This window comes from Deinococcus sp. AB2017081 (genome assembly GCF_034440735.1).
In the GTDB taxonomy this organism is placed as follows: domain Bacteria; phylum Deinococcota; class Deinococci; order Deinococcales; family Deinococcaceae; genus Deinococcus; species Deinococcus rufus.
The window spans coordinates 54,300-66,918 of the sequence record NZ_CP140100.1; the positions used below are offsets into that span (position 1 = coordinate 54,300).

Annotated in this window: 14 protein-coding genes; 3 read left to right on the forward strand and 11 right to left on the reverse strand. The window is 72.8% G+C overall.

Annotation, left to right across the window (positions count from 1 at the left end; translation table 11 throughout):
- Positions 1-8: 8 nt before the first annotated feature.
- The 5 genes from U2P90_RS19435 to U2P90_RS19455 form a co-directional block, all read right to left on the reverse strand.
- The gene (locus tag U2P90_RS19435) at positions 9-167 is read right to left on the reverse strand and encodes a zinc-binding dehydrogenase (protein ID WP_322474982.1); all 159 of its coding nucleotides are present in this window, start codon (positions 165-167) and stop codon (positions 9-11) included.
- The gene (locus tag U2P90_RS19440; protein WP_322474983.1) at positions 164-367 is read right to left on the reverse strand and encodes a hypothetical protein; all 204 of its coding nucleotides are present in this window, start codon (positions 365-367) and stop codon (positions 164-166) included. The genes U2P90_RS19435 and U2P90_RS19440 overlap by 4 nt, the downstream gene beginning before the upstream one ends.
- Complete coding sequence (locus tag U2P90_RS19445) at positions 346-540, reverse strand: hypothetical protein (protein WP_322474984.1); 195 nt, start codon at positions 538-540, stop codon at positions 346-348. Before U2P90_RS19445 ends, U2P90_RS19440 begins: the two co-directional genes overlap by 22 nt.
- A 5-nt stretch (positions 541-545) precedes the next feature.
- On the reverse strand, positions 546-2,126 hold the full coding sequence (locus U2P90_RS19450) for a carboxylesterase/lipase family protein (protein WP_322474985.1): 1,581 nt from the start codon (positions 2,124-2,126) through the stop codon (positions 546-548).
- Positions 2,127-2,308: 182 nt separating this feature from the next.
- A complete protein-coding gene (locus tag U2P90_RS19455) occupies positions 2,309-4,060 on the reverse strand; it encodes a sensor histidine kinase (RefSeq protein ID WP_322474986.1) in 1,752 nt (583 codons plus the stop codon).
- A 347-nt stretch (positions 4,061-4,407) separates the two neighbouring features.
- On the opposite strand from U2P90_RS19455, the gene U2P90_RS19460 reads away from it, so the two are divergent.
- Entirely contained in the window at positions 4,408-4,836 is a 429-nt protein-coding gene (locus tag U2P90_RS19460; RefSeq protein WP_322474987.1) for a hypothetical protein, read from the forward strand.
- A 642-nt stretch (positions 4,837-5,478) separates the two neighbouring features.
- Entirely contained in the window at positions 5,479-5,706 is a 228-nt protein-coding gene (locus U2P90_RS19465) for a hypothetical protein (protein ID WP_322474988.1), read from the forward strand.
- A 455-nt stretch (positions 5,707-6,161) separates the two neighbouring features.
- Here U2P90_RS19465 and U2P90_RS19470 read toward each other — a convergent pair whose 3' ends face one another.
- Complete coding sequence (locus tag U2P90_RS19470; RefSeq protein WP_322474989.1) at positions 6,162-7,007, reverse strand: substrate-binding domain-containing protein; 846 nt, start codon at positions 7,005-7,007, stop codon at positions 6,162-6,164.
- Here U2P90_RS19470 and U2P90_RS19475 point away from each other — a divergent pair.
- Entirely contained in the window at positions 6,976-7,119 is a 144-nt protein-coding gene (locus U2P90_RS19475; RefSeq protein WP_322474990.1) for a hypothetical protein, read from the forward strand. The two genes, U2P90_RS19470 and U2P90_RS19475, sit on opposite strands and share 32 nt — an antisense overlap.
- 124 nt (positions 7,120-7,243) lie before the next feature.
- Here the strand turns inward: U2P90_RS19475 and U2P90_RS19480 are convergent, their stop codons facing one another.
- Genes U2P90_RS19480 through U2P90_RS19500 form a run of 5 tightly spaced genes read right to left on the reverse strand, consistent with a single transcriptional unit; the run spans position 7,244 to position 12,559 of the window.
- Entirely contained in the window at positions 7,244-8,110 is an 867-nt protein-coding gene (locus U2P90_RS19480) for a carbon-nitrogen hydrolase family protein (RefSeq protein WP_322474991.1), read from the reverse strand.
- A gap of 3 nt (positions 8,111-8,113) precedes the next feature.
- Positions 8,114-9,382, reverse strand: a complete 1,269-nt coding sequence (gene hisD / locus U2P90_RS19485; protein ID WP_322474992.1) for a histidinol dehydrogenase — start codon at positions 9,380-9,382, stop codon at positions 8,114-8,116.
- 21 nt (positions 9,383-9,403) lie between these two features.
- The gene (locus U2P90_RS19490) at positions 9,404-10,405 is read right to left on the reverse strand and encodes an ester cyclase (RefSeq protein ID WP_322474993.1); all 1,002 of its coding nucleotides are present in this window, start codon (positions 10,403-10,405) and stop codon (positions 9,404-9,406) included.
- Complete coding sequence (locus tag U2P90_RS19495) at positions 10,368-11,480, reverse strand: ester cyclase (protein ID WP_322474994.1); 1,113 nt, start codon at positions 11,478-11,480, stop codon at positions 10,368-10,370. The genes U2P90_RS19490 and U2P90_RS19495 overlap by 38 nt, the downstream gene beginning before the upstream one ends.
- Positions 11,477-12,559: an ester cyclase gene (locus tag U2P90_RS19500; RefSeq protein WP_322474995.1), complete on the reverse strand. Its 1,083-nt coding sequence runs from the start codon at positions 12,557-12,559 to the stop codon at positions 11,477-11,479. Before U2P90_RS19500 ends, U2P90_RS19495 begins: the two co-directional genes overlap by 4 nt.
- Positions 12,560-12,619: the final 60 nt, after the last annotated feature.

Sequence of the window (12,619 nt, forward strand, 5' to 3'; positions counted from 1 at the left end):
GGCCACGCTCAGCCGGCGGTGTGGCCAGGACGCAGCACGATCCTGCCGAGGGGATGCCGCTGGTCGAGGTGGCGGTACGCGCCTCGCACGCGCTCCAGCGGGGACGTGGCCGCGATGGGTACCGCCACCTCCCCGGCCGCGACCAGGGCGGCCAGCACTTCGGTCACCCGCCGACCGCGTTGCCCTCGGGCGTCACGCCGTACTCTGCGGCCGCCGCGAAGTCGATGACGGTGTCGATCCGCGCTGCCGGTACCCCCAGGTCCACGGCGGGCGCCACATACCCCTGCCCAAAGGTGTCGATGAACGCATCGATCCGCCCGCCGCTCGCGGCCGGCAGGCGTTCCTTCAGGGCGTCGCTGTGGGGCACGGGTTCACGCCGTGCGCCTGCAGCCACGCCGCCCGGGAGGGGCTGGCGGTGCCGAGCACCCGCGCCCCCGCCCGGCGGGCGGGCGGCACCGCGACCGTCCCCACACCGCCGCTGGCCCCGGACACGGCGACCGTATCGCCCGGCTGCACGTGCACGGCGCGGACGGCCGCCATGGCCGTCATCCCCACACCGCGTCCAGGAACGCGTACCGCGCCCGGGGCTCGGGTTCGGCGCGGGTCTCGACATCGATGCGCAGGCGCGTGACCTGGCCGTGGGCGTCCGGGCGGCCCGCCGGCCAGTGAGGCCGGCCGGGGCCGTTCGGGTCACCGGTCTCGATGAAGCGGACGAAGTACGCCTGCATGAGTGCCGACACCGCGTGGTCGTCGGCCGTCCACGCGAAGACCGGGTTGAGGTGCAGGGTGCCCAGCGCGTATTCGATCTCTGCGGAGTGCACCGCCCCGGTGGCGGGTGGGGACGGCGCGGCGCCGTCCCGCGTGACTCCGCCGGCCAGGTTGGGCGTGACGCCCGCCTCCACGGGCGCGGGGCGGGGCCGGGCGTACAGGTACCGGTAGACCGGCTGCCCACTGGTGCGGGCGTGCTCGTCGAGCCACTTCCACGTGCCGTACGCGATGAACCGGTCGCCCGCGAGGTCCGTGAGCGACTGCGCGGCCTCGGCCGGCGTCGACACCGGATAGACCGCCTCCGCGTGTGCCGCCCGGTCGCCGAAGAGTTCGGTGAGCACGGCCCGCGCCCGCAGCGGCGTGGGTTCCTCCGGGAGCAGCGCCCGGCCCGTCATTTCCTCGGAATTCCATCCGGCGAGCAGCGGCACGCGGGCCTGGGCGCCGGCCGCGAAGACCGCCGCCGGCGGGCGGGGATGGAACCAGCCGTCGACCGTACCCGTGAACCGGGGCGTTCCCGGCCGGCCCGACGCCTCGAGGAGTTCGGTCGCCGAACAGGCCCGCAGCTCCGCGAGCGACGCGGCCCCGGGACCGGCGGCGAACGCCGTTCCCTGCTCCTCGGCGCTGGACAGCGGCAGGACGGGGAGCGTCGTTCCGAAGGTGCCGCCGCTCTCCCCGATCGCCCGTGCAAACAGGCCGGTCGCGAGCGGCGAGGCCATCAGGGCGCACACCGAGAACGCACCCGCCGACTCGCCCGCCACCGTCACCCGCGCCGGATCACCGCCGAACGCCGCGATGTGGCGCTGCACCCACGTGAGCGCGGCCACCTGGTCGAGGTGCCCGTAGTTCCCGGACGCGTGCTCGGGGGATTCGGCGGTGAGTTCCGGATGGGCGAAGAACCCGAACACGCCGAGCCGGTGGGTGAGCGTGACCACCACCACGCCCTGACGGGCCAGGCTCTCGCCGTCGTAGCGGGGTTCCGAGCCGTCGCCCGCCACGAATCCGCCGCCGTGGATGTAGACGAGCACCGGGAGGCCGGCATCCGGCGACGCCGGCGCCGGCGCAGGCGTCCACACGTTCACGTACAGGCAGTCCTCACTCATGCCGGCATTGCGGAACTGCATGTCGCCGAAGACCCGCGCCTGCATGGCCTGGTGTTCGAAGCGATCGGCGGCGCGCACGCCGTCCCAGGCCGGGGCCGGACGCGGCGGCCGCCAGCGTCCCTCCCGGACGGGCGGCGCGGCGTAGGGCAGGCCACGGAAGGCGCACACGCCGCTCGGCAGGGTCACGCCCCGCACCACGCCGCTGGGCGTGCGCACCACGGGGCCGTCGGGAACGCTGGTTCCGGCGGCGTCCGTCATGCGGCGGCACCGGGCTGGGGGAAGGCTGGAGTCACAGCCCACGTTGTTCCACGGCAGCGGGTGCCCCATGGTGAGACGCGCCCGGCACCCCACCGGCACGCCCGCCACGCCGGACACCGGCGGAGGCGCCGCGACCGCTCAGTCAGTGCGCCCCGTCCGGCGACGAGCGGCCCGGCGGCCGGTCACATCGCCGGCTGTTCGGGCTTCGGCAGGGTCACGTGGAACGTCGCGCCCTCGCCGGGCGTGCTCGCCGCCGTGACGCTGCCGTGGTGCCGTCTCACCAGGCGCTGGACGATGGCCAGGCCCACGCCGCTGCCCCCGAACTCCTCCTGGCTGTGCAGCCGCTGGAAGATCCCGAACAGCTTGTGGGCGTACCGCATGTCGAAGCCGGCGCCGTTGTCCCGGACGCACAGCGTCCACTGCTCGGGATCGTCCTCGGCCCAGATCTCGAGGATCGCCTGCGGCTGGTCACGCGAGAACTTCAGGGCGTTGGACAGGAGCTGCCTCACGATCTCATGCAGGGCATCCTGATCGGCCCAGACGACGGGCAGGGGCTGGATCCGCCAGGTCACGGCGCGGTCGACCAGATCCGGCCCCAGGTCGAGCTGGACAGTCCGGACGATCAGGTTGACATCGACGAGGCCCAGGCGCAGGTCCCTGCGTCCGACTCTGGACAGCTGCAGCATGGCGTCGAGCAGGGTGTTCATGCGCTGCGCGCTCTGATCGACGATATCGAGGTACCGCTGAACCCTGCTGCTGTCGTTCGCGCTGCGGCGGGCCAGGGCGGCGAAGCTCGTCACGTGGCGGACCGGCGACATCAGGTCGTGCGACACGGAGTACGTGAGGGCCTCCAGCTCCTCGTTGGTCTCGCGCAGGGCGTGGTTCTGCCGCTTCAGGGTGGTGGCCGTCGCCGCCCGCTCGAGCACCAGGGACAGGCTGCGGCCGACCGCCTGGAAGACCGCACGTTCCCGGTCCGACCAGGCGTCGCGCTGCTGCATGCCCATGGCCAGGAGCCCGCGGGGAACGTCACCTGTGAAGCACACGTACAGCGCGCCCGCGCCGTACTGCTCGGTCAGCGCCACGCCCTCACGCTCGGCGTCCCAGCGGGGGACGAACACCGCCTCCCGCCGGTCACAGGCCTCCTGGAAGCTGGGCGCCGTGAACGGAACGCCCTGTTTCAGGACGTCCACGATGTCAGGGGCGATGTCGTCCGTCCACACCCGGGCCCTCCATGCCCGTCCGGTGGGCTCGTAATACACGGCACTGACGTCCGGAAGGATGTTCTGCAGCATCTCCACGCCCATGCGCGCCAGATCCAGCACGTCGCTGGTCGAGGCCGCACGCTCGGTGAACTGGGCGAAGGCGTCCAGCGCCAGGGTGCGGTTCCTGACCTGGACATCCAGATTCTGCGCGAGTTCGGCCCACCCCAGGGACACCGCCGCCAGGGCAGTCAGCGTCCTGAAAAACCGCTGCTCGCTGTCCGTGAAGTGGTGCGGTTCGCGAAAATCCAGCACGATCACGCCCAGAGAACGCTCTTCCAGAACGATCGGCAGGACGGCCGTCGCCACGGGCGCGACCGCCCGGGTCTGCGTCTCGAGATCCGGGTAGGCGCTGGTCAGGGCGCCCTCGTGTTCGAACAGCAGGGGCTGCCGCCGGGTCAGGGCATCGGACACCGGCGAGGCGTCCTCGAGGGGGCCGTCCTGCCACAGGATGGCCGCCCCCGCTTCATGGCCCCGGGTCAGGGCCAGCTCGACCCGGTCGCGCGTGTCGGTGACCATCAGGACAGCGCCGCCCAGCGCGTCGAACGAGTCGTGGGCGGCCTGCAGCACCAGATCCAGGATGACCGAACGGTCGTGGGTGCTGGCCAGCTGTTCGGTGATGCCCTGGAGTCGGTCGCCGAAGGAGGGCGTTATGGCCACGGACTTGCTGGACATGACCCGAGCATAGACACCGGGGCGGTGCGCCGGGCCATGCCGGCTGTCCTGCACACCGGCCTGAATCTTCACAGATGCGTGATCCGTCGCCAGATGCCTGAACGGCGGGCGGCCTGAGCACGGCCACCGCCCCCGGCGGCGGTGTGGAGCGCGGCGTGTCCCCAGGGCGTGTCGGTCATCGGCGGCCCGTCCCGGTGTCCCAGCGGTGTTCCGTTCCGCCCCGGGGCTGTGATGATGCCCCAGGGCTCCACGTCCAACCGCTGCCGTGTCCGGGACTCGCTCCGCTCGTTTCAGAGGCCGTGAGGGCATTCCTCACGGCCTCTGAACTCTGCTGTCACACTCGGCCCATGCTGCTCGTCGTCCACGCCGCACTGACCTGGGCCCTGGTCGGCCTGATCCTGACCATCCAGATCGTCCACTACCCCCTCTTCTCCCGGGTGGGTGCGGCCGGATACGCGGCCTACCAGCGCGAACACGTCACGCGCATCACCACGCTGGTCGCGCCACTGATGCTGGCCGAACTGGTGACCGGCGCCGCCCTGGTGGCGTGGCCACCCTCCCTCCGGTTCTCGCCGTCTGGCTGGTTGGGGCTGGGGCTGATCGCGGTGGTGTGGATGTCGACGGCCCTGGTGCAGTCCCCGGCGCACGGCCGACTGGCGACGGGCTTCAATCCGGCGTGGCACACGCGCCTGGTGACGACGAACTGGGTGCGCACCGTGGTCTGGCTGGGGCGCGGCGTGCTGGTGGGCTGGTGGCTGCACCAGGCGCTGGCATGAGTACCGGCCATCTGCCGCGCCGGTCAGGACGGACGGCCGCCCCACCGGTCATCGGTGCGGGGGATCGGGGGTGCGGGTGGGGTGACGTGGTACTCAGCAGTCCGCCGCGTTCCGGCTGCCGGTGCCGTCTCTGGAGCCTCTGGGCTGCCGACCGGCGCTCCCCCGGTGCCCGTCGAGTCGGCGGTACGCCGGGGGGCCGCCCGCTTCATGGGTTCCCGGACGCCGACCGTCTGCCGCATCCCTCCGCCGGATCCACGCCGTGCCCTGAACCAGACTGGCGCTCTGTCCGCTCCAGCTCGCCTGACGCACGCTCCGGCATGCGGTGCGTGTGCCTGCAGCTGCTCGCCCTGAGCCGCGCCGCGCCGGCCCTGATCCCCCGCCTTGGGGTCACACCGCCAGACACGCTCCGACCCCACGCTCTTGGAGCAGGTGCTGCATGGCCCCTCGATCGAGTGGATCGCGGAGCCACAGGCGATGACGCCCGGTGGACACCGGAACCGGTCAGGTTTCGCCCAGCCGCCGATCGAGCCTCAACCACCCTGGCAGGCGTGCAGCGACACCGCGGAACCATGACCAATCGGTCAAGACGCCGGTGTGGCGTGTGCCCCTGATCCGCCGACGCAGCACGCCTACGCTGCGTCCATGGAGGAATCGGTCGCGGCCGCCCAGGTGTGGCGCCACCTGGCAGCTCTGGGCTGCACGCGGTCCGTGCGCCGGGTGTGGGTGGATGGTGCCCAGCAGTACGGCGTCGAGATCTTCCAGGGGGACACGCTGATCGCGTCCGGGCACCATGAGCAGCAGGGCCTGGCCAATTCGGCCGCGCTGCTGGCGGCGATGCGGATCCTGGGGCCGCCCGACCGGCGGCGCTGAGCCCGGTGGTCGGCATGGGCCGCTCAGGGGGTCACACGGCCCCCTTGCTGGCGACCGACGGTACCTGGCCACGCCGCGTGCTGACGACACCACGATCCAGTCCGGTGCTGTCGTCTGCGGCATGCAGGAATGGTCGTGCGGGTCTCAGGCCCCATCGTTCGGGAAGGCGACGGTTCATCACGTGGCCCCGGTTCCGGACGCGCCTGCCAGTGGGCGGGGGATCGCTGAGATGACGTGGTCAGCGTCACCGCCGGCGGGACGGTGACCCGTGTGGGCCCACCCGTCTGCACGGCCCACGGCACGTGACAGCGGTGTTCAGTTCCACCCCGGGGCTGGACGGATGCCCCTCCCGTCCACGTCCAGCCGCTGCCGTGTCCGTCACCCGCTCCGCTCGTTGCAGGGGGAATGAGGGAACCCCTCACTCCCCCTGCAACCTGCTGTGAGATCCGCCGCGCTCACGTGCGGGGTGGCTGGCACGATCCGCGCACGATCAGCGTCGTCGGGAGGCGGTGGACGCCCGGCACGCGGGGGGCCGTGCCGGTGACGGCATCGATGACCAGCTGCGCGGCCATGCGGCCCAGACGGGCGGCGTCCTGCGCGATGACCGTCAGGGGCGGGGCGATCAGGGTCGCCCAACGGGCGTCGTCGAAGCTCACCACGGAGAGGTCCGTGGGAACGCGGAGCTCCGCGTCATGGAGCGCCTGGAGGGTTCCGACCGCCATCTCGATGTTGGCCACGAACAGCGCGGTCGGGCGGGGGCCCGGGCGCGACAGCAGGGCCGTGGCCGCGCGGTAGCCGTCCTCGGCGGTGTAGCGCGCTGTGACGACCCAGCGGTCAGGCAGGGGCACGCCGGCACGCTCCAGTTCGGCGCGCAGGCCCTCGAGGCGTTCGCGGCCGGACGTGAGGGAGGGGTCGCCGGCGACCGTGCCGATATGGCGGTGGCCCAGGGCGAGCAGGTGACGCGCGGCGCTCGCGGCGCCGGCGACGTTGTCGGAGAGCACTGCGGCGGTGCCGGCCGCGCCGCTGATGCAGTCGACCTCCACGACCGGCAGGCCCGAGCGGACGAGGCCCTCCACCTCGGCGCGGGAGCCCTCGGTGGGTTCGAGCACGACGCCGCACACCCGCTGGCGGCGCAGCAGGTCGAGGGCGCCGCGCTCCTTGCGGATGTCCTCGTCCGAGGTGCACAGCAGGGCGGAGTACCCGCGCTGCGCCGCCTCGCGTTCCAGGCCGCTGGCCATCTGCGCGTGGAAGGGGTTGAGGAGGTTCGCGATGATCAGGCCGATGGTGCGCCGGCACGGCACCGAGGTGCTGCAGCGCTCGTCGAGCGACGGCCGCTGGCTGTACACGTACTACCCGACCGAGCGCGACCTCGGCGTGGTGCTCGAGGTGCTGGAGGCCCGCCGTCCGGCATGACCCGCGGCCGTGACCGCCGGTCAGCGGCCCCGCGCGCGGAACTTGGTTCCCAGGAGCGGCCCGCGGTGGCCGGCGTGTCCGAACCGTCCCGGGATCCGGTGTGGCGCCGGCGCGGCCGCGCGCCTCACGTGACCGGCGTTGCGGCCGGCGTCCACGTGTCCGGATCGATGCGGCCGGCGTACAGCGGGAGGGCCAGGGGAGGGTCGCCGGGTCGGAACGGCGCCCACGGGCGGGTGAGGCCCACGGTGCCGTACGTGCGGACGCGGGGCACGTGGTCGAGGTCGAGGACGTCCGTGAGCACGGTGGCGTCCGTGGCGGCATGCACGCGCACGAGGCCCTCGGGATCCACGATGACGCTCTGACCGGTGCCCTCGGGCCCGGCGGCGTTCACGCTCACGACGAACACCTGGTTCATGATGGCGTGCGCGCGGGCGAGCACCACCTCCTGCGGGCGGTCACAGGTGGTGGTCTTGACGACGTTGAGGACGACCTCGGCGCCCATCCACGCGAGGTGGCGGGTGACCTCGGGGAACCACGCGTCGTAGCAGACGGTCAGGCCGGCGCGGCCCACGCCGGGCAGGTCGAACACCACGAAGGCGTCCCCAGCGTCGAAGGGCTCGTGGGGCCGCCACGGAAAGACCTTGCGGTAGGACGCGGCGAGCTGGCCCTCGGGACTCAGCACGACGGCCGTGTCGTACAGTTCCCCGCCCGGCCCCAGCTCGCACACGCTGCCGGGCACGAGCCACACCCCGAGGTCGCCGGCGAGCGCCGCGAGGTCGCGGAGCCTCGGTCCGCTGAGCGGCTCCGCGACGGCGCGGTACTCCTCGGCGGTGGCCGCGCCGCCGTGCAGGTGCAGTTCCGGGTACACGAGCAGCTGCGCCTGCGGGACGCGGCGGGCCACGCCCTCGACGTCCGCGGCGAAGCCCGCCAGGGGCCCACCGGCCGGGCGGGGGGCGGCCTGCACGGCCGCGACCGGCAGGGCGCGGGCCACGGCTCAGCGCACCCGCAGGCGCATGGAGTCGGCGTGGCCGACCATGCCCTCGGTGTCGGCCATGGTGATGAAGGGCGGCGCGACCGTGGCGTTCGCGGCGTCCGAGACGCGCTGCCACGTGACGGTCTTGATGAACTTCCCGACCCACAGCCCGCCGGTGTAGCGCGCGGCGTGCCCGGTGGGCAGCACGTGGTTGGTGCCGATGCCCTTGTCGCCGTACGCGACGGTGGCGTTGCGCCCGAGGAAGAGGGAACCGTAGTTCTTCAGCCGCGCGAGGAACCACGCGGGGTCGCGGGTCTGCACCTCCAGGTGCTCGGACGCCACCTGATCCGAGACGTGCCGCATCTCCTCGTCGTCCTCGACGAGCAGGATCTCGCCGTAGTCCCGCCACGACGCGCCGGCCGCGTCGGCGGTCGGGAGGGCCGCGAGCTGCCGGTCGATCTCGCGGGTCACGGCGTCCGCGAGCGCCCGGGACGTGGTGATCAGCACGGACTGCGAGTTCGTGCCGTGTTCCGCCTGGGCGAGCAGGTCGGCCGCGACGAACTCCGGATCGGCCGTCTCGTCGGCGAGGATGCAGACCTCGGTCGGCCCGGCGAGCAGGTCGATGCCGACCACGCCGAACAGCTGGCGTTTGGCCTCGGCGACGTAGGCGTTGCCGGCCCCCACGATCATGTCCACGGCCGCCAGGGGCGGCGCGCCGTCCAGGCCGAAGGCCATGGCGGCCATGGCCTGCGCGCCGCCGATCGCGTAGATCTCGTCGGCGCCGCTGTGCACCATGCCGTAGAGCTGCAGCGCGTTGACCGCGCCCGTCCCGCGCTGGAGGGGCGCGCACGCGACGATGCGCTCCACGCCGGCCACCTTCGGGACGCCGATGGTCATGGCGGCCGACGCCAGGATCGGGTAGCGGCCGCCGGGGATGTACGACCCGACCGCCTGCACCGGGATCTGCTTCTGGCCGATGGTGACGCCGGGGAGCGTCTCCTCCTCGAAGTCCACGAGGGTGCGGCGCTGCGCCTCGGCAAAGTGCTTGACCTGCGCGATGCTGAAGTCGATGGCCCGCGTGACACTCTCGTCGAGCGACGCGAGCTGCGCGCGGATGTCCGCCTCCGACAGCCGGAACTCGGCGGGCGCGAAGCCGTCGAACTTCTCGCTGTAGCGCCGCACGGCGTCCACGCCCTCGCGCTCGACGTCCGAGATGATGCGCGACACGGTGTCCCGGATTTCCTGGGTGACGGCGGCGGGCTGGGGCGGGGCTTTCTTGACGTATTCCATGACGCTCCTGTCAGGGGGGGCTCAGCGGCCGGCGGGCCGGCACAGCTGCGTGAGAAGGGCGAAATCGTTCCAGACGGTGTCCTCGCGCTGCACGCGCCCGGCCGCGACGCGCAGGTGGCTGATGCCGGGCACCCGCACGCGCCGCCCGGTGGGCGGGCCGTAGCGGCCGTCGCCGGTGTGCGTGCCCTGGAAGGTCCAGCGGACGGCGACCGTGGCGGCGGGGCCCGGCGCGGCGAGCACGTGATCCACGTGCATGGCCCCGTCCGGGAACGCGGCCAGCCACGCCAGCACGTGCCGCGCGACGCCGTCCGGGCCGCCGAGGCGGCCCCCGGGCACGCGGACCACGGCGTCCGGGGCGTAGACCGTGCGCACGAGGTCGAGCCGCCGGGCATTCCACACGTCCTGCGCGAGCACGGCCGGGAGGTCACGGGCCTCGGCGGGCACGCCCGGTGCGGTGGGTGGGGCCGCCTGCCCGCGGCCGCGCACGACCTCGCCGACGCCGGGCGCCGGGGCGGCCGGGCCGGCCGCCGCCTCGGCGTGTGCGGCGGTGCGGGCGAGCGCCCACGCGTCCAGGCCGAGCTGCCGGACCACGGCGAGGTCGTCGTGGACGCGCCACTCCTCGACCACGCGGCCGCCCACCACGGTGCGCTGCGTGATCTCCCGCCAGTGCACGCGCCGGCCGGTGGGCGGGCCGAACGCGGCGGGCCCGAGGTGGTGTCCGCTGACCAGCACGCGGTGGGAGGTGTGCATGCCCCCCGGCGCGGCGCCGCACACGAGCTCATCCCCGTGCAGGCGCACGTCCGGGACGGCCGCGAGCGTGCGCAGGGCGTGCCGCACGATCCCCTCGCGCCCGTGGTGGTCGCCGTCCGCGGAGTGCAGGACCGCGGTGTGGACGTAGTGGGTGTAGATCTCGCCGAGCGCCCGGTCCTCCCGGATGCGGCGCGCGAGCGCCACGACGTCGCCGCCCGGATCGGCCGCCGGAGCGTCAGGGGACGAGGTCGGCGGAGGTCGCCTGGGCGTCACCGCGGCCTCCCGGCTGGCCGTACAGCTGCTTGAGGAGGGCGAACTCGTCGAACACCGTCCATTCCTGGGTGATCTTGCCGTCCTGGACGATGTGGTGGCTGATCACGATCAGGAAGATCCGCCGACCGGTGGGGGCACCGTACGGGCCATGGCCCTCGTGCGTGCCCTGCAGCGTGCAGCGCGTCGCGACGCGGTGGCCGCGCTCCGCGTCGCCCTGCACGCACTGGTGATCGACGGTGATGGCCAGGTCCGGGAAGCACGCCATGAATGTGATCACGAAGTTCTCGTAGTCGCCGTACCCGACGAGTTTGCGCGAGTCCGGCACGAACGCCACGTGGCCGGGTGCGTGGTGTTCACGCACCATGTTCACGAGCCGCGCGTTCCACAGGTTGAGCAGCACCGCCCGCACGAAGCCCTGCGGGTCGCGGGTACCGTCCGGGACGTCCAGGAACTCGGGGGCCTGCTGGCCGGTGGGCAGGCGGTCGATCTCGCCGTGCGTGTGCGGCGTGGCGGGCAGGACGGCCTGCCGCGCGAGCGCGACCGGGTCATAGCCCATCTGCCGGATGACGGTGACGCCGTCGTGGGTGAGCCACTCCTCCACGATGCGGTTGTGCACGATGAAGCAGTCCGCGATGCCCCAGTACGCGATCTTGCGCCCCGTCGGGGGGCCGAACTCGGTGTACCCGCTCTGCGTGGCGGTGTTCGAGTGCCGGTGCGAGGTGTAGTACCCGAGCCGGTCGTCGCCGCTCCAGATGACGTCGTCGGCATACGCGCGCAGGTCGCCCCACATCGCCTGGTTCTGGATGGTGTTGCGCACGACCGTCTCGCGGCCGTAGATGATGCCGCCCGTCGTGTGCACCAGGGCGTTGTGGGCGTAGTGGGTGTAGATCAGGCCGATGGCCTTCTCCTCCCAGATCTTGTGCGTGCAGCGCACGATGTAGTCCACGATGTCGGTGTAGTCGTCGTCGAACCCGGCGAGCGGCTGGCGGCGTCCGGTGCCGGCGGCCCGCGTGAAGTCCGAGTAGTCCGGCCGGTCCGCGAAGTCGAAGACGGGGAGGGGCGTGTCCGGGGTCATCCTGCCTCCGGCTGGCCGTGCAGCTGCTTGAGGAGGGCGAACTCGTCGAAGATCGTCCACTCCTGCGTGACCTTCCCGCCGCGGATGATGTGGTGGCTGATCACGATCAGGTAGATCCGCCGGCCGGTGGGCGCGCCGTACGGGCCGTACCCGCCGTGGGTGCCCTGGAAGGTGCAGCGCGTCGCGACGCGGTACCCGCGCTCCGCGTCGCCCTGCACGCACTGGTGGTCGACGGTGACCGCGAGGTCCGGGAAGCACGCGAGCAGGGTGATCACGAAGTTCTCGTAGTCGCCGTACCCGACGAGCTTGCGGGAATCCGGCACGAACGCGACGTGGCCGGGGGCGTAGTGCTCGCGCACCATGTTCACGAGCCGGGCGTTCCACAGGTTGAGCAGCACGGCCCGGACGAAGCCCTGCGGGTCGTCCCCGGCGGCGGGGACGCCCAGGAACTCCGGAGCCTGCTGACCGGTGGGCAGGCGGTCGATCTCGCCGTGCGTGTGCGGGCTGGCCGGCCGCACCGAGCGCTTCGCGAGGGCGACGGGGTCGTAGCCCATCTGGCGCAGCTCGGTGAGGGTGTCGGACGCGAGCCACTCCTCGACGATGCGGTTCTCGCGCACGAAGCAGTCCGCGATGCCCCAGCGGTGCACCGTGCGGCCGCTCGGCGGGCCGTACTCGGTGTAGCCGGTGTTCACCCCGACGCTCGACACGCGGTGCGAGGAGTAGAAGCCGCGCTGCTCGTCGCCGCTCCAGATGACGTCGTCGGCGTACGCGCGGCGCTCGGAGTACACGGCGATGCGCTGCAGGGTGTTCACGACCATCGTCTCGCGGCCGTAGATGATGCCGCCCGTCGTGTGCACCAGGGCGTTGTGGGCGTAGTGGGTGTAGATCAGGCCGACGGCCTTCTCCTCCCAGATCTTGTGCGTGCAGCGCACGATGTAGTCCACGATGTCCGTGTAGTCCTCGTCGAACCCCGCGAGCGGCTGGCGGCGTCCGGTGCCGGCGGCCCGCGTGAAGTCCGAGTAGTCCGGCCGGTCCGCGAAGTCGAAGACGGGGAGGGTGGGGCTGAGCGTGTCGTCCATGCGGGTCCTCTTCCTGGGGGGCGGGGCGTCGGGGCGGGGCGTGCGGGGCCGGCGGGCGGT